A 24439-nucleotide genomic window follows, 5' to 3' on the forward strand; every position below is an offset into this window, starting at 1 on the left:
ATGCCCCAACTTTAGGAAAAAAGTTACGCTTCTTGATGTCGATGCACCCGCCTAGTCATTTATCGCTTGATAGGCCAATGTCCAAAAATCACTGAAAATGTTTGGGGGTGCTGGCGAATCCATGAGGCGCTGTGTCATCAAAATCCCGATCATGTCTTCTGCCGGATCGGAATACCCTGATGTTCCAATCCCTCCGTCCCAACCAAAACGTCCCGGAACTAAGAACAGATCGTCACGCTGTATATTTACGCCGACTCCGAAGCCCCAGCTGCTGCTGTCACCAAAAAATATACGTGCTGACGCCTTCTGTGCGATCGTCAAGTGGTCCGCAGTCATGAGCTCGACACTCGCCCGAGACAAGATGCGCTCACGGCCATGACTGCCCTTGTTCACCATCATCTGGCAGAAGGCGAGATAGTCGTCTACCGTCGATACGAGACCTCCGCCTCCGGATTGAAAAGCAGGCATGCTGCCCCATCTGCTATGATCAGGATCATCTTGCACGATCAAATCACCGGTCCCGTGATCTCGCATGTAGCTCGGAGGCAGCCTATCCAGCTTTTCTAGCGGTACGTAGAAGCTCGTGTCCTTCATTCCAAGAGGCTCAAATATACACGCACGGAAAAAGTCCTCCAGCTTTTGGCCGGATGCGCGTTCTATTACGATCCCAAGAATGTCGGAGCCAGTATGGTACATCCACGTTTCACCCGGCTGGTAGATGAAAGGCAGCTTGCCGAGCCGCTTCATCCATTCATCTGAAGGAAGTGTAGGTGGATTCGGACCTGGGGAAAGGCCAGCCTCGTCCATGGCTCTCTGAATCGGATATGTATCAGGAGGGGCCATCACAGCACCAATACCTAAGCGAAAGGTCAGCAAATCGCGTAAAGTAATACTTCTGTTCGCTGGTACGAAGTCCTCGAGAGGGCTTTCAAGTGATCTCAAAACCTTGTGATTGGCGAGTTCCGGCAAGAATCGATCCAGCGGCTCGTCCAATCTCAGCTTGCATTGTTCTACGAGAATCATCGCCGCTACCGCGGTTATCGGCTTCGTCATCGAGGCAATTCGAAATATCGTATCACGGCGCATGGGCCTATTTCCGTTGATCGCATGCTTACCGAGCTCTTCCACATGCACCTCTCCCTTTCGGCTTACTAGCGTCACCATTCCAGGTATTTCTCCCCGATCTACAAAGCCTGCTAAAACATCATGCATGCGCTGAAGCCGCAGCTTCGAGAAGCCTTTTGATTCCATTGTCCGTCCGTCCCTCCTTCTTGATTCAACTCATTTGATCACTTTGAAGTTTGCATGTTCGCCTCATTACCAAAACTTACCTTTATGATAGCAGATTCTCTGTCCAAACGTTTTGTTTTCACGTTTTAATGGGCAGGTATTGCTCAACAAAAAAAGCTGCTATCAGCAAGCAGCTCTTCCTCAAATTAACCCAACCTTTTACTTGTACGCTATTACTGGCATTGCTTTCGAGTGGCTAACATTGCCCATAGCCTGGCCAAAGACGGGCATTTCCTCTCGCTTCAACTTCAAAAACGGTATCGCATATGTCTTCCAGCGCTTTCTCTAAATCAAGCTCCACCTCTGTACTCCATGAGAACGCGTAACGGATTTTCATAAGCTGCTCGCCCGTTTCGCACGTGATAGAGCAAAAGCGCTCCTGCTGCTCAAGGGTTGTTTTTCGCGCGAGAACCGTTGCCTCCAATGGAAATAATCCATCCCACTCCGAAACGAGATAAGAGGAGGTCACGTCAATCCATAGCGATGACGATTTATTGATTCTACAAAAAACGACGGTGTCTTCGCGATAAAAACCGTACCCGGAGGGAAGTGCACCAGCGAGTTTAAAACGAATTCCTATGGGCAGATCATCCGGCTTCAATGCGCAAACCAATCTGCCTGGCAAAAGATAATAGTCATCTTGCTCTTGCCGAATCAGAGGCTCTCCCATTACAAGAACCCGTTGATCCTCGCTGTTTCCTGTCACCTTTATATACATCACGCACCTCCCTCTCCAAAGTATGGTCCGGAATGCTTGACTAAAAACCATCCTTCAAAACTTTTTATCCATTTTTTAGGAGGGTAATTTAGACATAAAAAACAGGGCTTCCCTCAAGGGGTACACCCTGCTCCTTGGTCCATGTCTATTTTTTATGCCCGTACGATTGCTACTACAACATGTTTGTCATCATACGCTTTTGCTTTAATTTTCACAGGAAAATTATAAGGGTTAGAGAATTGGAAATCCAGTAATCCGTAAGCCACGGTCGCGTCTTGACCCGCTGGTACGTATCCGACCGACTTGCTGTGATTATGGCGTTCGACCATCGTCATCTTCGCCTCTTCAGTGGCATTGAAAAGCGTACTGGAAACCTGACAAATCCCTCCACCATAATCATCTGAAAGTTGACCGTTCAAGATCACTCCTGCTTTTTTCCATCCTTCGTCTTCAAGATTCGCATTGCCGACCTCCTTGTTATAGGAGAATACTTCACTCGGCATAATTTTCTCATTGTTAATTTTTCTCATGGCTTTTTCGATATTGTGTCTGCGTGCTTCAGAGCTGGTGTCCATCGTCGTATGATAAAAGCCCAGGACATCCTTTTCATTAATCTCCATTTTCTTTAGATACTTGGCTCTCAGCTCCATCGGAGTAAGCTCTGAGCTGCTTTTGGCAGAGGCTGAGACTGGAAAGATTGATGTGCCCAAAGAAAACAGCAATGCTGTAGCAACCGTACAAGCCGCTAAAGACTTGAATTTCTTCATGAAAGTTCTCCCTCACTTCTACTTTTATTATTGAATGAAAAAAATCATCTATGAAAACCGAATGTTTACATCTGCCACGAACTTTTTCACTTTACCTCTATTATGTTACGTACGATTAAAAGTTAGATCAACCTGAAAATGTTGGTCTTTTTACACAGGTACTGATGGGAAGGACAGCGTGTAAACAGAAAAGGAAGACCAGCAATTCATTGGTCTTCCTTCATCTATTTGTTTGTTATTCCTCGTCGTCGATCACACCGAGTGCTCTGTTTTTTCCTTAAAGCGTACGTTATGGGAGAAAACGTACGAATTCACAAATATATTCCAGTCGTCCATATCCAGACCCCATTTATTAATGCCACTGAAATCTGCTTTCAAGACACGGTTGACGATAATGGCATCGACCTCTAGCTGCTTCGCGAAGGCTCGAAAAAGCAGCCGAACCCTCATGCTCTCCTTTTCTCCCTCTTGGCCACTATTATTCGATACCCGCGGTTTTCAAATGACCGTAGGCAACCAATCTACTAAACTGCGAGGAAACTTCACTAGCAGAAAGAGGCTGATCGTTCTTAATCCACCAAATGATAACTCCCATGAAGGACGATACAAGATATTCAAGCAGCAATTCCTTGGATATGGGGACAGGGGATTTTCCTGCATTAGGATGGACCCCCTCATTTAATTTATCTTTTATGATATTCTCCATTTGCTCTCGAAACTGATAGATTCTATTCTCTTCAATTAACATTGCACGGTAAAAAGATGTGTTGCGCGTAATATGTTCCAATATAGCTCGCATGACTGTCTCGAGCTTCGAAATACTGTATGGATTCTCGTTGATCGGACATTGAACGATTACATTCTTCACTTCGCTTAACAGCCCATCTATACAAGTATGTAATAAGTCAGGTTTATTTTCGTAGTGAAGATAAAAAGTGTTTCGATTAATCATAGCCCGATCGGCAATATCCTGGATCGTTATCGCTTCATATCCTTTTTCTTGAATAAGTTCAAAAAAAGCCGTTCGAATCGATTGCTTTGTGCGCCGTATTCTTAGATCGACTTTCTTGTTCATTCTCTTCTCTCCTAGAAAAAAATTTGAGTCGTTATGCGACAAAGTGATCTGAATTGTATTTTATCCTTCAAAATCAAAATGATTGAATATTGAGCGTTGTATTCACTCCAATTATAATGAGCGAAAGATAAATAAACAACAAATGTCCATTATTTATCTAATGACCATTAATCCAATGAAAAGAGGTATGTCTAGATGAAGACAATTGTCATGATTAAGCAAGTCCGTCATTAGGTGTCCCCCTCTTAAATGAAATTTCAACCTCTGATAAATAAAGGAGCAATTCTAATGGATCTAAACACTCAGAATGAGCTTGTCCAAAAAGCAATTGCAGTACTGGAAAGCTTAGAAAGCGGCAACCCTGAAGCGATTTTGAATTACGTTCATCCCGATAATTACATTCAGCACAACCAGGCTTTGCCCGATGGTCGTGCGGCCATGCTTGGTGCACTTGATCATCTGAAGAATTTGGGGCTAAAGGTTAGCATTAAGCGCGCTTTAGTCGATGGAGATTACGTGGCTCTTCATTCTGTATATGATTTTCACGGTCCCAAAATCGGCTTTGATATCTTTCGTTTTGAGAATGGACGAATCGTCGAGCATTGGGACAACTTGCAAGAGATGGTGAAGAAAACGCCAAGCAATCATACGATGTTTGACGGACCGGTCACGATTAAGGATATCGATAAGACGGATGCGAATAAAGCATATGTCAAATGCTTTGTCGAAGATATTATGATCGGGAAGAATCGAGGCCTCCTTACCACTTACTTTGATGGAGATCATTATATTCAGCATGATCCACATATTGCAGACGGCCTTTCCGGTCTTGGCGCTGCAGTTCGGGCAATGGAGGAGCAACATATTGAAATGCAATACACGCATATTCATCAGGTGATCGGTCAAGGCGATTTTGTTCTAACGATAAGCGAAGGTCTCATTAATGGAGAGCCTAACGCTTTCTACGACTTGTTCCGCGTCGAGAATGGAAAGATCGCCGAGCATTGGGACATAATCGAAGCCATACTGCCCCCAGAAAAGCGGAAAAATTCGAACAGCAGATTTTAAAGTTTGGACAACTGAATCGCAAAAAAGACATCGCCACTTTAAATAATGGTGATGTCTTTCGCATTGACAATCTTCATTCCCTGCAAATAGTCATTCATATCACGGTCAAGATCAAGCTTCTTCTGCTCAGCTAGCTGCATGAGCACCAGTTTCCTTTTGTTTCAAACTACTCGAAACAATGGTGGATATAACTGTTTTCGTAAAAGAAAGTCCTCCAAAAATGAGGGGCATCCGTAGTTTATAGGGTCATTGATACGCTTCCCTCTTTAGATTGTCCCCAGTTATATTTATTGCACTTCATAAATAACTCCTCCTTAATATGATTCGTATATTTTATCACATATAGCTTCCGGTTTTATTTGTTCCCTCCCGATAGCTTTCTATATAATGAAGCTCTAGTGCGTATATCGCGACTGAAGATAACAAACTAAAGATTATATTTGTTTTGTTTGGTTGTATTTGATCGACAAATAAAGCCGTTCACGTAATATTCTCAAACTATCAAATTCACTTAGCTGGCCAACATATTGTTCGATAACATCACCGCCAAAGTCATGTATCAATATTCCGTTAAAAACAAGCTCGGTTATTTCATCAATATTGTAATTGCCAAAGTAGCCTATCATAAATGCTTTATCAAATTGAAATAATTCACACGCTATCAAAGCATGTTCATATACAGCGGGAGCAAGTACGGCATCGGCAAAATCAATGATATACAGCTTTTGATCACGGGTAAGTAATATGTTATCACCATTTAAATCCCCATGAACAAATACTTTTTCTCCAAAATCATGAGTATGAATATAATTAAGCCGTTCTTTTCTGAAATACTTAGTGTATTTTTCCCATCGGTTTTGCCTATCTTTATCGTGGATAACATCAATACCATTAAACGAACTACAAGGTGTGTTTATTGCATCAGTTATTAAACGCAACCTTTGACCTATAGTAACCTTTTCTTCAAAAGTAAGGTTTTTGTTTAATTTGTTTATTTCTGTACCATTGACATAGTCCATAATCATATATGAAAATCTGTATTTGTCTTGTATAAATCCACTTGTGATAAGTTTTGGTACAGAGACACCAAGCCTAATAGCTCTATGCATAGCGAATGATTCTGTTTCAAAATCTGCTGTGTTGTCTATGCCGGATTCCTTTGGTGCAAATATTTTTATCACATAATCTCCCACCTTAAATACTGCATTAGTACCGGGAGTACAATGTTCTATTTTTGTAAAATGAAGCTTTTCTTTAACAAATATACTTTTTATCAATGGTTCAAAGGTAGAGATAGTTAGGCATAATTTTCCCCATGAATCCCATCCGTTAATTTCGTTCGTAAATAAATTCATAACTAATTTTCTCCTCAATGTTTATATTAATTATGGCTCAATCTCAAAATCAGTGCTTGACTGTCAGCATATGTACAGCTTCCATTTTTTCCTCTTCTGTATAGACCTTAAATGTCTGTCCTTTTTTAGCCATAAAAAATCCCCTCTGGTCAATTGCGTCTTACCCAAGTGTAACAGTGGGGCTTTAAACACAGTCAACCATGAGGGGATATCACCAAGCTTTCAAACACCTGCCGGGTTAAGCATCTTAATAAGCGCGCAGAACGTGAAGCAAATATTCATTCCGGTTTAACGGATTGTAGTCGGTCCGAGCTCTTGTCGGCACTTCACCATGCAGCCTTACGAATCCGGCCGGTTCAACGAGCATGAAGCCTTCCCCTTGGGTAAACGCATGCAAGCTTCTTTTGAAGCTCTCCGTTGCGGCTACAGGAATGTTGCCTGTTATGTGACACATACCGTTATTCATAGCCGTTTCATGCACAACCGCTTGGATCGCGGATAATTTGTAGATCGCTTTGCTCATCATTGCGGCTGGCACCGTTAACTCGAACGCATGAATAGGCTCATAAACATGTGTACCCGCCTGCGCCAGCGCCTCCATCAATACAAGAGGAGCCAGCTTTCTAAAGTCGCCCGCTGTCGATACCGGACTGAAATAACCGGTATGAGTCAGGGTCACGACGATATCGGTGACCTCCCAGCCGTACAGCCCTTGTTTCAAGGTTTGGCGGACCGTCTCCTCAATGGCTTTTTGGTAGGCCAGCGGCAGCGAGCCCAATTCGACTTCCAAAGCGTAGGCGACTCCGCTTCCGGGCAAGCCGGGCTCAATTCTAAACCCCACGGTCGCATAAAAAGGATTATCGCCCTCCGCGATGATCTCCAGCGCCTGACCCGTTCCTGCCGGTTTTTCCAGGCAAACCGTTCTAGTCTCCGAAAATCTGACTTCCAAATCATACTGTTCCCTCAAGGCCGCTTCTATCACTTCTTTTTGCACTTCGCCGAAAATGCGGATATAAAGGTCCTGATGAACATCATCTTTCATCACTTGGATTAACGGATCTTCATCCAACAAACCGATAAGCGCCTTGTACAACAGATGGTCCTTGCTTGGCTCCGCCGTTTCGATTCGCGTCTCCATTTGTGGAACTGCGAAGCTGAAATGCTTGATTAGATGAGACTTCTCGCCGATGACATCCCCGATCCGGACGTCCTCCAGCCCCCATACTTTGCCTAAATCCCCCGAGTTTACCTTGGCGGCGGGAACCACTTTTCCGTTCATCAAGGCGTGAAGCTTTTTAATTTTGCAGGTGCGCGCTTCGAATTCGCCCTGCCCGTTTTTCTGCTGCAGCTTCACTTGTTCTCTCATGTTTAAGCTGCCTGAGAACAGTCTGACATAGGCGATTTTTTCGCCGGACGGTTCTTTTTCGAGCTTAAATACGACTCCAGACAACTGCTCTCCCTCAGCGTGCTCGTTCACCGGAAACCATCGGGCCACACCACCGAGCAGACCGGACACGCCCACTCCCGTCATGGCGGATCCGAAATAAACCGGGTAGATGTTCGCTTGCCTTACTTGCTTTCCGAATGTCTCTTTTACTTGTTCTTCCGTTATCGCATCGCCGTTAACATAAGCTTCCAATACCTGCTCGTCATGCGCTGCCGCCAGCTCGATGCATCGTTCCATAAAATCGGGGTCCACAGCCCAATCGAAACGGTGCTCAACAATGGACGCATTTTTCATGCCTGCATGTTCAACCTGACACAGGGGAAACGCATTGGGCGTCAGCTTTTCGCGGATTAGTTCGATCACCATCTCGGATTGCGCGCCAGGACGGTCAATTTTGTTCACAAACAAAATCGTGGGAAGCCCCATTTTCCTCAGAACGGAAAACAGGATTTTGGTCTGCGCCTGAACGCCTTCCACCGCCGAAACCACCAGGATCACGCCGTCCAATACGCTCAGGGACCGCTCCACTTCCGCGATAAAATCCGCATGACCCGGCGTATCGATCAAATTAACTTTCAATCCATGAAGATCAAAAGAAACGACAGATGCTTTGATCGTGATGCCTCTTTCCCGTTCCACCTCCATAGCATCCATCTGTGTATTTCCTTGATCTACCCTACCTAACTCGTCGATGACCTTCTTATCATACAAAATACGCTCAGCCAGACTTGTCTTTCCGGCGTCGACGTGCGCCAGAATCCCTATATTTATAATATGCATGCGTTAAAATCCTCTTTTCTCCGTTCATGTTATTCTCCTTTCGAATGTGGTTAAGTTGCCGCATTCTGATCACTCCAATCTATAGTATTAACCCCAGTATATACGGATTTTACGGATTATTCCAATGAAATGACGCTTACGTCATTTGAGCGGTTATGATATAATCTGATTGGTTTATTTTCTCATTTTTACTAATTTGGAGGCGTAGCATATCATGCGGCAAAACAATTTCGCAAGGGTACAACATTTAGGGGAAGGCGCATCATTGACCCTATAAACTGCGATTCCCCTTCCTTTAAAGGGGTTATATTCAAGTGCAACACAGAAATGCAGTTCAAGCGTCGCGATTCATCCTGTGGTTGAGTATTTTGACGTTTTTCAGCGTCATGAACGAAACCATGTTTAACGTTTCGTTGCCGGACATTGCCGCTTATTTCCATATTGCGCCGTCTGCGGCCAATTGGACCAACACCTGTTTTTCGCTTTCTTTCGCTATTGGCGTCGCCGTGTACGGCAAAATATCGGAGCATACAGGCATGCGAATGCTGCTATTGTTCGTTCGGTATGCTAACCTGCGGTTTCGGTTCGGTGGTCGGCCTGTTGGGTCATGGCTGGTATCCGAGCGTGCTGGCCGCGCGTTTTTTGCAGGGAATCGGGGCTTCGGCCATTCCGTCGCTCATTATGGTGATGATCGTCAAGGTTGTCGAATCGGAAAAACAGGGCAAAGCTTTCGGCCTGATCGGCTCAGTCGTTGCCTTTGGCGAGGGACTCGGTCCGGTCATCGGAGGCGCGGTTTCCGGCTATATGCATTGGTCGCTGTTGTTTGCGCTGCCGCTGCTGTCGCTGCTGGCCCTGCCGTTCGTACTTCGGACGCTGCCTGACGAGACGACAGAGAGAAAAGCATTCGACATGACCGGAGCGGTGCTGTTGTCTGCAGGCATTTTGTCGTTTGCGCTGTTTACGACGCTGTATGATTGGATTTACTTGGCTGCAAGTCTGGTTCTGTTTGCGCTTCTCGCTCTTCATATCCGCCAGCACCGGGAGCCGTTCTTGGAACCGTTCCTGTTCCGGAAGAAAAGGTACCTTGCCGGCGTGCTCACAGGCGCACTGCTTCTCGGCACGGTCGCGGGCTTTATTTCCATGGTGCCTTATCTGATGAGAGCGGTGTACGATATGCCGACCGGCCTCATCGGAAGCGCCATTCTGTTCCCCGGCACATTGAGCGTCATTTTGTGCGGGATGCTTGGCGGGATGCTGGCAGACCGCCGCGGTCATATCGCCGCGATGCTGACCGGATTAAGCATGATTGCCGCCGGTTTTCTGGTCGTCCTGTTCTATACGGATCGGGCGCCGTGGTATATTACGGCTTCGATGATTCTGACGTTTGGCGGCCTATCGTTTGTAAAAACCGCCGTTTCCGCAAGTGTCGCCAGTACGCTGGAAGAGAATGAAGCGGGCTCCGGTATGGGCATGCTTAACTTCGCCTGCTTCCTCGCGGAAGGGATCGGCATCGCCGGTGTCGGTGGACTGTTGACGAAGCCGTGGCTGGACTCTGCGCTAGTGGGAACCGTAACGAGCCAAACGGCCGCGCTTTACAGCAATATGATGCTGATTTTTATGGCGCTTGGTGCGTTTGGCGGCATTCTCTTCGTTATGTTTTATAAGCGGAATAGGCAGTAATGATGTAAAGCTCCGGGTTTTCCCGGAGCTTTGCTTGTTGTGAAACCCGATTCTCGTAGAAATTTCTCTGCATACGCCCGTGGGGTATATCCCTCCAACCACTGCCCTCCCCCGGAAAGTGAAGCAACACTTGGAAGCTTATCCGATTACTTTCCGGGTGCCCCCTATCTACCCGTGAATTTGATTAGAATTTGCGGTATTTTCACAGGTTTCAAAGGCGGACGTAAGGTTTTTCAACTCTCTGTCCATCCTAGATACTAGGATGGTATCTTTAAAAAAATTCTCTGACTTCGCATCGATTTGAGTCCACGTATTAAAAATCTTGCGAAACAGCATGGATTCATTGATGAGGACTGCAAGCAACACTTAACCATAGAGCTTCTTCTAGCTATCAGACGCTTTGACCTCGGCCGTTATTTTAAAACAGCTATTTGATTTAGGCTTTATGGGAAAGCAGAGGTATTATCTTACTTCTGCTTTCCCATTTTCAATTAAAATGCAAAAGTTCTTGCTTGTGCTACCGTTTTTTGCATTTTATTAGGGATTCCGGTTGCTTTTTTTATAACCTATCATCATTTAGTATATGACGGCACTAGCGAATTGCTGTCGAAAAAGTTCTTTGACAACTTCATACGTTCTGTTTCAAGCGCATTCCTCTAACCCTGTGAATAACAGAAGCGACGAAGCGGAAGCGCCATGACGGTCTGACATTTGGGATCGAGAAGTTTACTTCTGGCTACCATCAACCCATGGCGGGTTGAATCGCCAAGATCGGTTAGGGGGATTTATGATACTTCTGCCCGGCCAGCGTCACTGCATTGGGGGCAGCCCGCTCGGAGGAGGGGGAGCTTCGATAACATCGAGGTTATGATGCCGTTTGCCAGCAGCAGCTTGAAGCAGGTTATTTTAATGCAAGAACGTTGCCTTCTATGAGAACAATTCTCCTGTTATCTGCCGCTCGCGTTCACCTTACTTTCCTGAAAACTTCTTTACATACCTCGATATAGACGGAAAGGAGACAAGCCATGTCAGATGCCAACTCAGAACCGATTATCATTCCCGATCCTTATGCTCTTCTATGTCTGAATTATCCCAATGTAGCATTTCAACACAGTAAAGCGTCAGTGTTAGAAAGTATGTTGGGGTTCATAATTTCACGGAGATAGACAATGACGCTCAACTTAGGAATTTTGTATGTTCTTCCAATACGAAAATGATAGATGCGTCCGGATTGCAACAACTTGTAAGCCGTTTGGTGCTGATGCCGCCTAGCATTTCGCACATTTGTTCAACAGTGACTACTCGTTCCGGTCTTTCAGGAACTCCTGCTACGAATTCAGCGGGAGCAGCAGAAAAACCGTGAATTTTACAAAGGTTCTTATAGCAACGAGTACAAAGATTACATCTACTTGGATAAACTGGGCAACGGATTAAACCTGGGTATATTACTCAGCACTTCCCGCTTGTACTGAAGAAACATGAAATGCGTCGAATTCGTTTTCATGATCTTCGGCACAGTTGCGCCAGCCTATTGTTGGCAAACGGCGTAAGCATGAAGGAAATTCAAGAATGGCTCGGTCATAGTCTTTTTTCCACTACAGCTAATATTTACGCTCATTTGGATTACAGTTCCAAAATCTCTTCAGCCCAAGTAATGAGCAGCAGCTTAAATATTTCAAATAACAAAAAGGTTTCCAATCTGCCGAAAAAAGCAGATCAGAAACCTGTTAGTTAATGAAGGATGGTGCGGTCGAGAGGACTTGAACCTCCACGGTGTTGCCACCACTAGAACCTGAATCTAGCGCGTCTGCCAATTCCGCCACGACCGCAAAAAATGGTGCCGGCGATAGGACTTGAACCCACAACCCCCTGATTACAAGTCAGGTGCTCTACCAATTGAGCTACACCGGCACGGTAACGATATCATTTTCGCACATTCTAGATGAATAGAATGGCGGAGCTGACGGGACTCGCTTCCACTGGCGCCTCTTCCTCGAAATTCTTCTTATGAGAAGCCAGATCTGGAGTACCCAAGCGATTCACCTTGGCGTAACTTCTCCGAGGGTGAACCCGTTTACGGGTGAGAGGCCCATAACCTCTTTAGAAATGGCGGAGCTGACGGGACTCGAACCCGCGACCTCCGGTGTGACAGACCGGCGTGAACTCCAACTTCACCACAGCTCCAGGTATTTGTGTCAACCGCTTTCATATTCTGAACGGGACTCTAGTAATATAGCACGATCCTATTTCAGATTGCAAGAGTTCACAAAAACTTTTTTAAAAGATTATTTTTTCATAGATTTACCAACCAAAATCCGCTAAAATTTTATCTAGATATGCAGAAATTAGTAGATTGGTGGAGACGATGACATGAAACATACTTCGAAGCTATTCACCCTCCTCGCCCTCTTCACTCTGCTGCCAACAGCTGCCCACGCAGCTTCTCCCATGCATGTGGTGTCAGCAGGTGATACGTTGAGTAAGATTGCCCGCGAGAACCATACGACTGTGGACCAACTCATGCAAGTGAATCAGCTCCATACAGATCAACTGTCGATTGGTCAAACCTTGTCGTTGTCAACGACAGACTTGTCGGTCTCTGCGGATGAATCAGCGCCACCTGATGTGGCAGTAAGCAATAGTCATGCTCAAGGAGAAGTCAAAGAGATTACGGCAGGAGAAAAAGCCCGCGTCACAGGCGATGTACTGAATGTTCGGAAGAAGCCTTCCGTGGATGCCAAAGTTCTAGGAAAATTAAAATTTGGCTCGCTTGTAGAGGTTCTGGAAACGGATAGTGAATGGACAAAAATTGAATTTGAGGATCGCGAGGCTTATGTCGCTACAGAATTTTTGAGCGCAAAGCTGTCTTCTCTGCCACAAATGTCTGGTGATGTTGACTCCGCTAGTCTGGGACGTCTGGAAACGATCTTCACACCTCTTCTCAAGACCCCCTATGTTTTAGGCGGTACGACGCCAAATGGTTTTGATTGCAGTGGCTTTACTTCATACGTTTTTAACCAGCTCGGGGTTACACTTCCTCGCACATCCGAAGATCAGTTTAACAGTGGACAAGCTGTTTCCTTGGATGAAGCTCAGCCAGGAGATCTTCTGTTCTACGATGCACTTGGAAAAGGCCGCGTGTCTCACGTAGCTATTTATCTTGGAAACGGCACCATTGTCCATGCAAACGGCGACGATGTTCGTTATGGAAAAGTCGAGTACATGCATAAGCTGTATCCATTTTACGGCGTAAAACGTTATGTTCAGTTCCAGTAATTGAACGAACAGGCATTGCCACTCATCTTTGTTGGCTGTGCCACCCGTTTTCGTATTACAAAAAGAAGCCCACTTCTCTTTTCGTTTGCAAAAGAGAATGTGGGCTTTTGGCATTAATGGGTTTCCGTGCTTTGAGACGTCTGCTGCGCTCCCTGTTGCTGATTGGCACCAATTTCAATTTTTCCAAGAGCCTGCTTCATTTTGTCGAGCTGAAGCTGATAATCTCTAACCACTACGGTAAGTACGCTGACGGACTCCTTGAAATCCGGTTCACTGCTCACCCTATCGATGGCTCTATGTAAATGCAGCATTTTGTTTTCCGTTTCCCGTAATAGGTCGAGCAACTGCAATCCGTTTACCACGATATCACCTCATTCGTTTTTACTTACTTTCTCCACGGAGTCACCTGACTATGCGCAAAAAAACCGTCCGACGTAATCGGACGGCTTGGAAACTATTGCTGACGCGAAGATGCCAGCTCTACAAAGTTTTCGATATCCTTGGCGACCAAAGCCAAGGAGTTGCGCCAGAAATCCACCGAACGCACATCTACATCCATGATCGCAGCCACATCTGCAATGCTTTGCTTACCAGTCACAGAAAGAAGCTGGTCATACTGCTCGACAAACGACTCACCACGCTTCAAATACTCAGCATACAGTCCTTTTGCAAACAACAGTCCAAAAGCATAAGGGAAGTTGTAGAAGTTAAAATCTGCACTGTAATAATGAGGCTTACATACCCACATGTACGGATGGAGAATGGACGGATCTAATCCCTCGCCATACGCGTCTTTTTGTGCCTGAAGCATGATGTCCTTCAATTCCTGTACGGATAAAGATCCGTTTTCGCGGCGAGCAAACAGCTCCGTTTCAAACAAATAACGGCTATAGATGTCCACAATGACCTGACTAGCGCCAGAAATATCATTTTCGAGAATGGCAAAAGCCTCGTCTGGTGTCGCTTGCGCTAGAGCAGCATGGGCAATGATCGTTTCACACAAAATCGATGCGGTTTCAGCGATTGGCATCGGATAATCACTGTTCAAAAACGCTTCATTAACCAGGCAATCGCCATGATAGCCATGTCCGAGCTCATGTGCAAGTGTGCTTACATCGTTATAGCTGCCTGTGTAGTTCGCCATGATGCGGCTTTCCCCTACAAAGTGCAGGTTGTAGCAAAATGCTCCTCCCCGCTTGCCTTCCCGTGTCTCGGCATCAATCCATTTGTTGTCGAAGGCACGGGCAGCATAATTCGCCAGTTTTTCGCTAAAGCTACCAAAATGCTTCACGATAAATTCGCGTGCCTCCTGATAGCTAAAGCGCATGTCAGCTTCCCCTACCGGAGCGAACAGGTCATAGAACGGGAGCTGAGAATTCGAATGTCCGAGCAGCTCTGCCTTTTTGCGGAAATAGGTATGAAATGCTGGCAGGCTTTCGCGCATCGCTGTGAGCATCGCGTCCAAGGTCTCTTTGTCCATCCGCGAATCTTTGAGCGTTTTGTCCAATGGAGATTCATAGCCACGCAGCTTTGCCACCGTGATGACTTCGCCTTTGATTCCATTCAGACTTGCTGCAGAAGATTCTTCAATCTTTTTGTATGCTGCAAGCTCTGCTTCATACGCATTTTTACGTACCGCTGCATCTTTTTCATACGCCATGTTGCGGACAACTGGAAGCGGAAGCTGTTTTTTCTCGCCGTCGACGGTGATATCCACCAAAAGGGTCGAAGTCAACATCTCCTGAAGCTTGGTCCATGCGTTTGAGCCCGTATTTTTCATTTTTGCGAGAATGATTTCTTCTCTTTCACTGAGCATGTACTTGCTCTTCTCGGACAATTCACTCAAATAAAAACGATGCGTCTCCAAGAGAGTGGACTTGCTGATAAGCGCTTCCAAATTTTCCAAAGATCCTAACCATTTTTGGAAGAGTACCTCTGGCTCCACCAGCTCTACAGACTGATCCTGAATACGCTCAATCAGCTGTAGGGCAGCTGTGTTTTTCGCATCAACGCTCGCAGTCAGTTCTGCAAAGCTGTATAAACGTGCTTGTGTTTGCAAGGCGGAGGTCAATTTTGTGAGATAGGTCTCCATTTTGGCAACTGCATCTTCTTTTGAATGCAGATTTTGCCCGGCCCAGCTTTTTACCTCGTCCATCTCGCGGCATAATTTTTCCCAATCAGCCTTGCATTCAGGCGAGTCAAATGACGTATACAATACGTCCAGGTTCCATCGCATATCCATGGGCGCTTGCCTCCTTCAACTTATGTAACCATTCCATTGTAAAAAAAATTGGATGGATTGAGCAAGTTTTTAGTAAAAAAACCCTGCCAGCATTTTGGCAGGGAATGTTTCTTATGCACGTACAGGCTGAGTGAGGTATGTCAAGGCCGACAAAGCAAAAAGCTGGGTCGACTCTACGAGCTGATCGATGTCGACGTACTCGTCAGCATGATGCGGGATGTGGCGATCTCCCGCACCCGTAGTCAAAATCGGGATGCCTGCTTTGTGTAAGAAGGTTCCATCTGTGGCACCAGGCACACCATTGTAGACGGGCTCCTTCTTTGTGATTTCACGATAGGAGCTGGCAACCGCTTGTACGACTTCCTCCTCCATCCCTGTCAGCGTCCAAGGACGCTCTTCAATCACTTCAAGAGCAGCCTTGAACTTGTCATCCTCTCTGCCCAAGCTCTTCAGTATCTCCTGCATTTCATGACGCAGCTCATCATGATCTTGACCGGGCACTGTGCGTATATCCAGTGTCGTCATGCACTGATCGGGGACGACATTGATTTGAGCATCACCTTTTACCGGGGCTTGCAAAATCGTCGGGGTAATACTCGGCCACCCCAGCATCGGATCCTGTCCGAGACGTGCCATTTCTTTTCGCTCCAGCTCTTCCAGTGCCACGATCGCACGTGCCATGCGTGTATTTGGGTTGATTCCAGTCAAGGGCATGGCCCCATGCGCCATTTTTCCATACGTTCGCAAAATTGCCCGCATCGCCCCTTTTTGCGTGATGCAAAGCTGATTTTCTTCTGGCTCACAAATAATCGCTGCGTCTACGTTGTTCGCCCAGCCTCGACGAATAAAATCCTTTATGCCGATCATCATTCCTTCTTCATCACATGGAATACACAAAAGAATTTTTCCGGTAAAGGTTTCTTTGGATCGCTGTATCGCCTTGACCGCGCAGATCGCCGCAGCCAAATTACCTTTGGTGTCACAAGAGCCCCGCCCATAAATACGCCCACCTGAAATCTGCCCGCCAAACGGATCGTAGCTCCATACATCGCGGTCTCCCTCGGTAACGACATCCGTGTGTGCTTCGAACAGCAAGGTTTTTCCTGGTCTGCCTGAATCGTAAAAGGCGATCACATTTGGCCTGCCTGGCACTACTTCCTCGTAGAATACTTGCATCCCCATATTTCGTAAATAATCGGCTACAAAAAGAGCGACTCGTTCTTCATTAGCTCCTGGCTGCTCAGGACGGAATACACTTGGAATCCGAATAAGCTCCTGCGTCAAGCGGACAACTTCCTGTTCGTCTACAAAGGAAACAACCTGGTTCATTGGAAAATCCTCTCCTTTTGCATCCATTTTTGTGAATGGAAAAACGACAAGCTATCTGTGAATACTGCTGTAAGAAGGAAGTCCCCCCGCTGCTTCCGCCGATTTCACTGCCCTGATAACGGCTTCGGCGAGCACATCTGCGGATAGGGTACCGACGAGGTCTACGGAAGCCTCGACGCCTCCAGTAGCGACTGCAAAGATGGTGTCCCCGTCAAACATCGTATGGATCGGCCTGATTGTACGGGCAAGCCCGTCATGAGCCATTTGCGCTACTTTTTTTGCTTCCGCCTTTGTGAACGCAGCATTACTGGCTACCACCGCAATCGTTGTATTCGTTCCTGGGGGGATGGGGGAAAATGTGTGAGCCTTCATTAACTCCACACTGTCCTGAATTTGCCCTTCTTCATCGCGCGGTCCTGCCAAAATTTCTCCTGTCCGCGGCTCTACCACATGTCCAACTGCATTTACCGCGACGATCGCACCCACTACCAAACCGTTCGGCAAGCTGAGCGAGGCTGATCCCAATCCGCTTTTCATCGCATGGTCAAAGCCGTTCAATTTGCCTACGGACGCACCGGTACCCGCTCCTACATTTCCTTGCGAGCAGACATCCCTGCTAGCTGCTGCTGCCGCCTGAAAGCCCATGACACGATCAGGACGTATTCGGTAATCCCCGACAGCCAAATCAAACAGCACAGCTGCTGGCACAATCGGTACGACACCATACCCTACCTCTAGCCCAATACCTGCCTCCCACCCGATAAGCAGATGGCATGGACGGCATGGACGAGATTCACAGGATCGAGCAAATCCGTCTCGCGTGTGCCCGGGGCAGAACCCCGGACATCCACGCCGCATACGGACGGTTGATCAAGCACAATTACACTGCATCCTGTTAACGCTTTTTCGTTTTGAGCGTGCCCCACTCTTACTCCGGGCACATCTATAATCGTTCCAGTCATCTGCCTCACAAATCTCCTGAAATTTTTGACTTTTGCCTTCCTGCTGAACCAATCTTTTTCCATGCTGCCACTACTGCCAGCGTGACGATGACAGAGACGATCGCTTCAGGCAAGCCACTGGTGACTGCTACCGTTGTCGCTACGCCAAATGGCATGTACCCGCGAATAACAGCCATTCCGAGCACCAGGATCGTATTGGTCATGGCTCCAATGAAGCCCGCAGCACCAATCGCCAGGTATTGGTTGACGTTTTTCAGCCCCACGTAGGTCAAATAGGCGGTGACCCCGATGAACAAGCGCGGCAAAATTGCTACCAGCGGATCTTTAAACAACGGAACGGTGGCGTTTAAAAAAGAAGATACTCCAAAAATAAGACCAATGATCATACCAACGCCCCAGCCCTCCATGATACCGCCGATTACAGCTGGAATGTGCATAATCGTGGCATTCCCTGCTGCTGTCGGAACCGGGATGTATCCAAGACGCGTCACCCCTAGCAAAATCGCTATCGCTCCCAGGACACCTGCAATTACGATCCTTCGTACCGTCAAGCCCTTTTCCATGCGTACTCCTCCTTTGTCTAAAATCTATCTGGAATCCCCAAAAAGGGAGAACTCCCGCTTACTAAAACGGTATTCCAAGCATGATAACAGAAATGACAATACTAAACAGGAGGGCGAGATAATCTTTGCTGTTTGCTTTGTAATGGGCAAAACGAGTTCGTGATGCCCCTGGCACGTAGCATCTGGCTTCCATCGCGAGAATCAAGTCCTCTGCTCTGGCCAGCGCAACGTTAAAGAGCGGGATGATGATTGGAAACATGTCCTTGGTTCTGCGAACAATCCGCCACCATTCTCCTGTCCCAAAGTCTGCTCCACGAGAGGCCTGCGCCTTCATCATTTTTTCCATTTCCATGGCAAACGTCGGTACAAAGCGAATCGCAATCGTGATGATCAAAGCGAATGCATGTACGGGAAATTTTACTTTTTCAAGTGGGCCCAAGAGTCTCTCCATTCCATGTGTAAGCTCTGTAGTAGACGTACTGAGTGTCAATACACTGGATAGAAAGATGACTTCAACAAATCGCATCGCAGACACGACAACCAGCCGAATACTTTCACTCGAAATGGTAATAAAACCGTATTTCAAATATACCGTGCCTCCATTGGCGATTTCACCGTAAAAAAGAAGCTGCATGATAGCGAGGATGATAATGAACGGAACCGCTGGCTTAATTCCAGATATCCCATAGTGCAGTGGGATCTTGGAGACAGAGAACATCCAGATGCAGATCGCCAAAGCAAACAAATTGCCAACGTACGTATTGCAAATGGCGATAGCCAGGATCATCACCACAAAAGCAGCTAGCTTGAATCGCGGGTCCAGACGATGAACGATTGAGCCTGTGGGCAAGTATTGGCCAATGGTAATATTGCGTGTCAATTCAAATTCCGCTGACATGTTGATCCCTCCTATCGCTTGAACAGCTTTACTATTTCCAGAGCGGTTTCTTCAGGTAAATAGGCGCCGGGATCAATTTCATAGCCTTCCTCTCGCAGTCTGTACAAAATATGTACGGATTCGGGTGTGCCGATATGATGCTCGCGAAGCAATTCCTGATTCCCGAATATTTGGCGAGGAGTACCATCGAGGACGGCCTTGCCATTTGCCATGACATACACACGGTCGGCTAGCTGCGCGACTTCTTCCATGTTGTGAGAGACGAAAATGACAGTCAGTTTTTCCTCCTGATTCAACCTGCGAATTCGCTCCAGCAATTCTTTTCGCGAGCGTGGATCGAGTCCCGCTGTCGGCTCATCCAGCACCAATACCTTTGGCTGCAAAGATAAAACACCTGCCAACGCGACCTTGCGCTTTTGACCACCACTGAGTGCGAATGTGGGACGGTCCTTCATTTCTTGAAACGAAAGACCAACCAGCTCCATAGCCCAATGGACGCGGCGTCTTACCTCTTCCAGTGGCAAGCCCATTTTGAACGGACCGTATGCAACATCATCGCCCACGAGTTTTTCAAAGAGCTGGTCTTCCGGATTTTGAAATACCAATCCGACCTGACGTCGCAATGTCCGAATATCCAACTTGGGCTGGGACACGTCCAACCCATTGATGATGACAGAGCCGGATTGAGGACGAATCAGCCCGTTAAAATGCTGGATTAACGTTGATTTTCCTGAGCCTGTGTGGCCGATGATCGCAAGGCACTCTCCCTCTGCGACCTCGAGATTGACCTCATCTAGGGCGCGGTGCTGCAAAGGAGTTCCTTGCATATAGACATGCGTGAGATTTTTTACCGAGACCATCGGATTGGTTTGCGTCATGATCCACTCGCCTCCGCTCGTCTGACATATACGCGATTGACTTCAGCTACTACCTCTTCGTTGTGGATCAAATCGGGAGAAAACGCGGGGTATTCAGAGTGAACCAGTGCTGCTACGCGACTCGCATCCGGTACGTCCAAATGCAGCTCCTGGAGCCTCTCTTGATGCGAGAATACTTCTCGTGGCGTTCCTTGCAAAACGATTTTGCCACCCTCCATTACGATGACACGATCGGCTTCCGCTACCTCCGACATATGGTGGGTGACCGTCACGATGGTCATTCCTTCACTGTGCAGCTTGCGAACGACTGCTAATATGTCCTGTCGACCGTAGCTATCCAGCATACTAGTCGCTTCATCGAGCACCAGGCATTGCGGCTTCATCGCCAAAATACCTGCGATGGCGATACGCTGCTTTTGACCACCTGATAGGTGATGCGGCGGTCGGTGGCGAAATGCACTCATCCCGACTGCTTCCAGAGCAAAATCTATCCGCTCCTTCATCTCTTCCTCGGCTGTTCCAATATTCTCCAATCCAAAAGCCACATCATCCTCGACAATCGTTGCCACGATCTGATTGTCCGGATGCTGAAACACCATCCCTACACGACTTCTCACTTCATGAATACGAGCCTTGTCACGGGTATTGATCCCGTTTACAAACACATCCCCTTCTTTTGGGGTCAGAATGCCATTTAAGTGCTTGGACAAGGTCGATTTGCCTGAACCGTTATGGCCAATAATCGCTACATACTCTCCGGGAAACACTTCGAGGGAGACGTTTTGCAGCACCGGCACCTGCTGATCTTGGTTTAACTGATACGCAAACGAGACGTTTTCAACACGAATGATTGGGTCTGTAGACATGTGCTCCCCTCACTTTGTTCTGGAATATCATGCGGTACAAAATCAATAAACTTGTTTCCATGTAAAATGAATAGCAACAACCATGCCAAGTCTGTATGTTTTAAATTTTCAGTTAATTATACTCTTTTTCTCCTTCTCTTTGTTGCAGCGTGCACGATATATGTTGCATGTGCAACAGGTTTATTCTTCTCCGTGTCGTTGATCTTCCTCCACAGTGTTGATCGGTCCATTCCCAAAATCTTCGCCGCTTCTCCCTTGTTTCCTTTCGTTTCTTCCAAAACTTTCCTGATTAATTCGACCTCCTGGTTTTCTTGTCGCCTGATTTGTCTGCGTAGATTGAGCTTTTTCGTGAAAAAGGCGATGTCTTCGCTTCGTATGTCGTCCGTTTTGCATAAGAGAACCATCCGTTCAACCATATTTCGCAATTCCCGAACATTACCAGGCCAATCATGCTGTTTTAACAAGTGCAGGACAGCCTCGTCTGCGATTCGCAATTTTCGTGTCCCACGCTCTGCCAACTCTTCCACAATAGAAGCAATCAACAAGGGAATGTCTTCGGTACGCTCACGTAATGGCGGCAATTCCAAGGTCAATACATTCAAACGATAATACAGGTCGGAGCGAAACAGCTTTTCTTCCATCAGCTTTTCCAAATCGCGATTCGTTGCAGCGATAATGCGCACGTCAACAGGGACAATCCGCTCTCCGCTTATGCGCCGGACCTTTTTCTCTTGCAAGATGCGCAAAAGAAGTGCTTGAATCGGAATAGACATCTCTCCGATTTCATCTAAGAATAGCGTTCCCCCGTGCGCTAGCTCAAACAAGCCTGCCTTTCCTCCTTTGCGCGCACCTGTAAAGGCACCTTCCTCGTAACCGAACAGCTCGCTTTCCAGCAGATTCCCTGGGAGTGCTGCACAATTGACCGCAATAAACGGTCCAGTAGCACGTTGGCTGCTCAAGTGAATGCCTTGTGCAAACAGCTCCTTGCCCGTCCCTGTCTCTCCTTGGATCAAGACAGTTGCATCCGTTCGTGCAAATGTTTCAGCCCATTCTTTTGCCTCTCGCATGGCAGGAGCTTGACCGATGATGTCCTCTAAACGATACTTCGCTTCCAATCCGCTTTCCATGCTTTGTTTACGGATACGCAGCTCCATCTTTTGAATGTCTGTTATTTCTTTGAAGGTGGAGACCGCTCCCACAATCTCCCCTTCGACGACCATCGGAAGCCGATTAATGATGATCTGGCGATTCAATATCGTGGCAATATCACCGATCTCGCGCTTTCCGGTGGCTAAGATGCGCAGCATGTCCGAGTTTGGGATATAGCGCGTAATTTTTTGTCCCACAATATTGGCTGGCAAGCCGAGTATTTCTTTTGCAATGGAATTCACCCAGATGATATTCGAATCACGATCAACGGCAATGATCCCATCGTGGGAAGCATCCAAAATGGCTTGAATGTGTATATCGTTGATCATTTACCAGCCTCTCCTTCCTGTGCCCGATCGAGCATGACATCGACTTCTACAGGTGGTTTGCGTGGTCTCCTTTTCGTTTTTCGTTTCTTCTTACGCAAAACAAACAGAGCAGTCAGCATGAAGCCAAGAATGACGAGCTGAATCGGCTGGATCAGCTTGGCTACCACCCAGCCACTCATACTGAGCAGATGCAGGATGACCGCCATGTACAGTAGAATAGCGGCCACATTTTGTGCATTCACTATTGATCACTCCTCGCCAGCTCAAATGTATGAAGGACTGGAGAAAAAAATCTCCCGTGAAACTAAATAAGGCTTAGCTCCACAGGAGAGTCGGTTCGTGATGTCGTTATTAAATTGGGAGCAGCTCTACAGATTGTTTTGTTTCCAGCTCTGCCACCATGTCCAGCCATGCTTGTGGCTTTTGTGGAAGAACAGCGTAGTAGCGCTTGAGGAATGTCACGATCAGATCCGCTTCCAGTGTCGTTTGCTCCTCATTTGTTGGCATGAAGCCCAAATCAAGTCCAGCTACTGCTTCCCCATCATTTTGCCAGGACGGGTGAACGTACGTGAAGTTGGTACGCTTGTAGCCCAGATGGGAGAGCACTTCCCGGCGAACAAACGGGTCCATCGGCTTGATTCCACCAAATGCATGCTCCTGGGCGCGGTATGGATCATAGATTTCTGCGAACATACCGTACAGCTCTTTGCCGTTCTCAGCTGCGAGTGCGAGAAGATCCTTTTGACGCTCTCTCGCCAGAAAACGCCCTACTCCGAGTCCTTCTCTGCCGATGATGGTAAAGTCCGTCATGGCTACATTCATATCCGTGTAATAACGATATTCGGTGGCCCCTACGACTTCTCCTTCATGGACTGCGACGAAAACACGAATACCTGGATCTTCCAACGGTTCCTTCCACAGATCGTAGTCGAGTACTTCTTCTGGCGGGAATACTTCTTGCATCAAACGGTGCATTTTTGCAAAAAGCGGGTTGTCAATGTGCGAAATACGTACGAATTCCATGAATAAAGCCCCCTATAAGCTAAAAGTGAATTTTCCTGTATGTGCTGTTACTGGCTCTGGAACGGATTTTTCCACTCCATCAGCGCTGCGCAATTGCGCGACTCCTCGTCCTCCAAATAATTGGTTACAGCCTGAACAGGGGTTCGACCGCAGCGCATGAGAAAGGAGATCACCGGGTCTTTGAGCTCACCGGAAACGATTTTCTCCAAGTATTGCTCGGAAGTCAGCGTATCTGCATGACGCCCGTAGCCTGGCATCCGTCCACCGCCTAGAAGCCGCTTCAAGCCTTTATGTACAACCAGCTCGTACATGGCCTGCATCATCAGCTGTCCCAATCCCAGCTTGCGATGGCTTGGTCGAATACATAGATCCACGATGTACAGCGTATCTCCATTCGGATTGTGGTTGCGGATATAGCCATTATCCGTCACCTCTCCCCAGCTATGCTCCGGGTGCGAAGGGTCAAACGAAACGATCAGGGCCGTCATCGAACCAGCCAACACACCGTCGATTTCAACACAAATCGCTCCTTCTGGAAAAAGCGTGACATGATTGGTCAGCTGTTCTTGATTCCACCATTGCTCAGAAGGATACGGCGGCGGGAAGCTCTCTGCCTGTATCTGAATCAGCTCGAAAAAGTCAGACTGTGTATAGTTGCGGATAGCTGCCCTGCGGGGCTTTTCTCCTTCAAACACATACAGCTCTTTACGGTACATGACCATCCTCCTGTTCCCGATTATTTCT

At 47.1% G+C, this 24439-nt stretch carries 24 protein-coding genes, 3 tRNA genes and 3 pseudogenes; 6 read left to right on the forward strand and 24 right to left on the reverse strand.

All coding sequences use genetic code 11. From position 1 onward, the window contains the following. Positions 1-51: 51 nt before the first annotated feature. From SB752_RS04000 to SB752_RS04020, 5 genes are all read right to left on the reverse strand, one after another. The gene (locus SB752_RS04000) at positions 52-1251 is read right to left on the reverse strand and encodes a serine hydrolase domain-containing protein (protein ID WP_410714445.1); all 1200 of its coding nucleotides are present in this window, start codon (positions 1249-1251) and stop codon (positions 52-54) included. Between the two features lie 235 nt (positions 1252-1486). Beyond that, positions 1487-2008, reverse strand: coding sequence for a hypothetical protein (locus SB752_RS04005; RefSeq protein ID WP_410714446.1), 522 nt, complete (start codon positions 2006-2008; stop codon positions 1487-1489). A 152-nt stretch (positions 2009-2160) separates the two neighbouring features. Then, on the reverse strand, positions 2161-2775 hold the full coding sequence (locus tag SB752_RS04010; protein ID WP_410714447.1) for a VanW family protein: 615 nt from the start codon (positions 2773-2775) through the stop codon (positions 2161-2163). Between the two features lie 252 nt (positions 2776-3027). Beyond that, entirely contained in the window at positions 3028-3225 is a 198-nt protein-coding gene (locus SB752_RS04015; RefSeq protein WP_410714448.1) for a hypothetical protein, read from the reverse strand. A gap of 28 nt (positions 3226-3253) precedes the next feature. Next, positions 3254-3850: a TetR/AcrR family transcriptional regulator gene (locus tag SB752_RS04020; protein WP_410714449.1), complete on the reverse strand. Its 597-nt coding sequence runs from the start codon at positions 3848-3850 to the stop codon at positions 3254-3256. Between the two features lie 288 nt (positions 3851-4138). On the opposite strand from SB752_RS04020, the gene SB752_RS04025 reads away from it, so the two are divergent. Beyond that, on the forward strand, positions 4139-4918 hold the full coding sequence (locus SB752_RS04025; protein WP_410714450.1) for a nuclear transport factor 2 family protein: 780 nt from the start codon (positions 4139-4141) through the stop codon (positions 4916-4918). 141 nt (positions 4919-5059) lie between these two features. Here the strand turns inward: SB752_RS04025 and SB752_RS04030 are convergent. From SB752_RS04030 to SB752_RS04045, 4 genes and pseudogenes are all read right to left on the reverse strand, one after another. After that, positions 5060-5140, reverse strand: a pseudogene (locus SB752_RS04030) (hypothetical protein); the annotation flags it as partial. Positions 5141-5156: 16 nt separating this feature from the next. Beyond that, a complete protein-coding gene (locus SB752_RS04035; RefSeq protein ID WP_410714733.1) occupies positions 5157-5219 on the reverse strand; it encodes a tetracycline resistance efflux system leader peptide in 63 nt (20 codons plus the stop codon). 133 nt (positions 5220-5352) lie between these two features. Beyond that, a complete protein-coding gene (locus SB752_RS04040) occupies positions 5353-6273 on the reverse strand; it encodes an aminoglycoside phosphotransferase family protein (protein ID WP_410714451.1) in 921 nt (306 codons plus the stop codon). A gap of 247 nt (positions 6274-6520) precedes the next feature. After that, positions 6521-8500: a GTP-binding protein gene (locus tag SB752_RS04045; RefSeq protein ID WP_410714452.1), complete on the reverse strand. Its 1980-nt coding sequence runs from the start codon at positions 8498-8500 to the stop codon at positions 6521-6523. Positions 8501-8898: 398 nt separating this feature from the next. On the opposite strand from SB752_RS04045, the pseudogene SB752_RS04050 reads away from it, so the two are divergent. The 4 genes and pseudogenes from SB752_RS04050 to SB752_RS04065 all read left to right on the forward strand — a co-directional run. Continuing rightward, positions 8899-8994: pseudogene (locus SB752_RS04050) on the forward strand (hypothetical protein); the annotation flags it as partial. Positions 8995-9100: 106 nt separating this feature from the next. After that, complete coding sequence (locus tag SB752_RS04055) at positions 9101-10180, forward strand: MFS transporter (protein WP_410714453.1); 1080 nt, start codon at positions 9101-9103, stop codon at positions 10178-10180. 300 nt (positions 10181-10480) lie between these two features. Continuing rightward, positions 10481-10615, forward strand: coding sequence for a helix-turn-helix domain-containing protein (locus SB752_RS04060; protein ID WP_410714454.1), 135 nt, complete (start codon positions 10481-10483; stop codon positions 10613-10615). A 1048-nt stretch (positions 10616-11663) separates the two neighbouring features. Further along, positions 11664-11915 (forward strand): tyrosine-type recombinase/integrase, encoded by a 252-nt coding sequence (locus SB752_RS04065; RefSeq protein WP_410714455.1) that lies wholly within the window; start codon positions 11664-11666, stop codon positions 11913-11915. A gap of 7 nt (positions 11916-11922) precedes the next feature. Here SB752_RS04065 and SB752_RS04070 read toward each other — a convergent pair. The 3 genes from SB752_RS04070 to SB752_RS04080 all read right to left on the reverse strand — a co-directional run bounded on the left by SB752_RS04070 (position 11923) and on the right by SB752_RS04080 (position 12364). Next, positions 11923-12009 (reverse strand) — tRNA-Leu (locus SB752_RS04070). A 6-nt stretch (positions 12010-12015) separates the two neighbouring features. Next, a tRNA-Thr gene (locus SB752_RS04075) sits at positions 12016-12091 on the reverse strand. Positions 12092-12287: 196 nt separating this feature from the next. Next, a tRNA-Asp gene (locus tag SB752_RS04080) sits at positions 12288-12364 on the reverse strand. A 186-nt stretch (positions 12365-12550) separates the two neighbouring features. Here SB752_RS04080 and SB752_RS04085 point away from each other — a divergent pair. Then, on the forward strand, positions 12551-13456 hold the full coding sequence (locus SB752_RS04085; RefSeq protein ID WP_410714456.1) for a C40 family peptidase: 906 nt from the start codon (positions 12551-12553) through the stop codon (positions 13454-13456). Positions 13457-13569: 113 nt separating this feature from the next. Here the strand turns inward: SB752_RS04085 and SB752_RS04090 are convergent, their stop codons facing one another. The 12 genes and pseudogenes from SB752_RS04090 to SB752_RS04145 form a co-directional block, all read right to left on the reverse strand. Further along, a complete protein-coding gene (locus tag SB752_RS04090) occupies positions 13570-13818 on the reverse strand; it encodes a hypothetical protein (RefSeq protein WP_103105143.1) in 249 nt (82 codons plus the stop codon). Between the two features lie 92 nt (positions 13819-13910). Next, entirely contained in the window at positions 13911-15698 is a 1788-nt protein-coding gene (locus SB752_RS04095; RefSeq protein WP_410714457.1) for a M3 family oligoendopeptidase, read from the reverse strand. A gap of 111 nt (positions 15699-15809) precedes the next feature. Next, on the reverse strand, positions 15810-17027 hold the full coding sequence (locus SB752_RS04100; protein ID WP_410714458.1) for a M20 family metallopeptidase: 1218 nt from the start codon (positions 17025-17027) through the stop codon (positions 15810-15812). Between the two features lie 51 nt (positions 17028-17078). Then, positions 17079-17989: pseudogene (locus tag SB752_RS04105) on the reverse strand (P1 family peptidase). Between the two features lie 5 nt (positions 17990-17994). Further along, the gene (locus SB752_RS04110; protein ID WP_049740004.1) at positions 17995-18552 is read right to left on the reverse strand and encodes an ECF transporter S component; all 558 of its coding nucleotides are present in this window, start codon (positions 18550-18552) and stop codon (positions 17995-17997) included. A gap of 61 nt (positions 18553-18613) precedes the next feature. Next, complete coding sequence (locus tag SB752_RS04115; RefSeq protein WP_410714459.1) at positions 18614-19450, reverse strand: energy-coupling factor transporter transmembrane component T family protein; 837 nt, start codon at positions 19448-19450, stop codon at positions 18614-18616. A gap of 11 nt (positions 19451-19461) precedes the next feature. After that, positions 19462-20328 carry an energy-coupling factor transporter ATPase gene (locus SB752_RS04120; protein WP_410714460.1) on the reverse strand — a complete coding sequence of 289 codons (867 nt, stop codon included), beginning with the start codon at positions 20326-20328 and terminating at the stop codon, positions 19462-19464. Then, positions 20325-21194, reverse strand: coding sequence for an energy-coupling factor transporter ATPase (locus tag SB752_RS04125; protein WP_410714461.1), 870 nt, complete (start codon positions 21192-21194; stop codon positions 20325-20327). Before SB752_RS04125 ends, SB752_RS04120 begins: the two co-directional genes overlap by 4 nt. A gap of 116 nt (positions 21195-21310) precedes the next feature. Beyond that, positions 21311-22672, reverse strand: coding sequence for a sigma-54 interaction domain-containing protein (locus tag SB752_RS04130; protein ID WP_410714462.1), 1362 nt, complete (start codon positions 22670-22672; stop codon positions 21311-21313). Then, entirely contained in the window at positions 22669-22914 is a 246-nt protein-coding gene (locus tag SB752_RS04135; RefSeq protein WP_410714463.1) for a hypothetical protein, read from the reverse strand. Before SB752_RS04135 ends, SB752_RS04130 begins: the two co-directional genes overlap by 4 nt. A gap of 109 nt (positions 22915-23023) precedes the next feature. Next, entirely contained in the window at positions 23024-23695 is a 672-nt protein-coding gene (locus tag SB752_RS04140) for a GNAT family N-acetyltransferase (protein WP_410714464.1), read from the reverse strand. A 47-nt stretch (positions 23696-23742) separates the two neighbouring features. Next, a complete protein-coding gene (locus SB752_RS04145; protein WP_410714465.1) occupies positions 23743-24411 on the reverse strand; it encodes a GNAT family N-acetyltransferase in 669 nt (222 codons plus the stop codon). Between the last annotated feature and the right edge of the window lie 28 nt (positions 24412-24439).

Origin of the sequence: Brevibacillus sp. SIMBA_040, from assembly GCF_046535075.1 — a bacterium.
Classification (GTDB): Bacteria; Bacillota; Bacilli; order Brevibacillales; family Brevibacillaceae; genus Brevibacillus.

What these genes read in the sequence shown, in the direction of transcription:
- SB752_RS04110 (WP_049740004.1), bottom strand. Translation starts at nt 18,552, where the DNA reads ATGGAAAAGGGCTTGACGGTACGAAGGATCGTAATTGCAGGTGTCCTG.
- SB752_RS04015 (WP_410714448.1), bottom strand. Translation starts at nt 3,225, where the DNA reads ATGAGGGTTCGGCTGCTTTTTCGAGCCTTCGCGAAGCAGCTAGAGGTC.
- SB752_RS04115 (WP_410714459.1), bottom strand. Translation starts at nt 19,450, where the DNA reads ATGTCAGCGGAATTTGAATTGACACGCAATATTACCATTGGCCAATAC.
- SB752_RS04145 (WP_410714465.1), bottom strand. Translation starts at nt 24,411, where the DNA reads ATGTACCGTAAAGAGCTGTATGTGTTTGAAGGAGAAAAGCCCCGCAGG.
- SB752_RS04140 (WP_410714464.1), bottom strand. Translation starts at nt 23,695, where the DNA reads ATGGAATTCGTACGTATTTCGCACATTGACAACCCGCTTTTTGCAAAA.
- SB752_RS04100 (WP_410714458.1), bottom strand. Translation starts at nt 17,027, where the DNA reads ATGAACCAGGTTGTTTCCTTTGTAGACGAACAGGAAGTTGTCCGCTTG.
- SB752_RS04120 (WP_410714460.1), bottom strand. Translation starts at nt 20,328, where the DNA reads ATGACGCAAACCAATCCGATGGTCTCGGTAAAAAATCTCACGCATGTC.
- SB752_RS04010 (WP_410714447.1), bottom strand. Translation starts at nt 2,775, where the DNA reads ATGAAGAAATTCAAGTCTTTAGCGGCTTGTACGGTTGCTACAGCATTG.
- SB752_RS04020 (WP_410714449.1), bottom strand. Translation starts at nt 3,850, where the DNA reads ATGAACAAGAAAGTCGATCTAAGAATACGGCGCACAAAGCAATCGATT.
- SB752_RS04025 (WP_410714450.1), top strand. Translation starts at nt 4,139, where the DNA reads ATGGATCTAAACACTCAGAATGAGCTTGTCCAAAAAGCAATTGCAGTA.
- SB752_RS04095 (WP_410714457.1), bottom strand. Translation starts at nt 15,698, where the DNA reads ATGGATATGCGATGGAACCTGGACGTATTGTATACGTCATTTGACTCG.
- SB752_RS04125 (WP_410714461.1), bottom strand. Translation starts at nt 21,194, where the DNA reads ATGTCTACAGACCCAATCATTCGTGTTGAAAACGTCTCGTTTGCGTAT.
- SB752_RS04130 (WP_410714462.1), bottom strand. Translation starts at nt 22,672, where the DNA reads ATGATCAACGATATACACATTCAAGCCATTTTGGATGCTTCCCACGAT.
- SB752_RS04000 (WP_410714445.1), bottom strand. Translation starts at nt 1,251, where the DNA reads ATGGAATCAAAAGGCTTCTCGAAGCTGCGGCTTCAGCGCATGCATGAT.
- SB752_RS04005 (WP_410714446.1), bottom strand. Translation starts at nt 2,008, where the DNA reads ATGTATATAAAGGTGACAGGAAACAGCGAGGATCAACGGGTTCTTGTA.
- SB752_RS04085 (WP_410714456.1), top strand. Translation starts at nt 12,551, where the DNA reads ATGAAACATACTTCGAAGCTATTCACCCTCCTCGCCCTCTTCACTCTG.
- SB752_RS04065 (WP_410714455.1), top strand. Translation starts at nt 11,664, where the DNA reads ATGCGTCGAATTCGTTTTCATGATCTTCGGCACAGTTGCGCCAGCCTA.
- SB752_RS04045 (WP_410714452.1), bottom strand. Translation starts at nt 8,500, where the DNA reads ATGCATATTATAAATATAGGGATTCTGGCGCACGTCGACGCCGGAAAG.
- SB752_RS04040 (WP_410714451.1), bottom strand. Translation starts at nt 6,273, where the DNA reads ATGAATTTATTTACGAACGAAATTAACGGATGGGATTCATGGGGAAAA.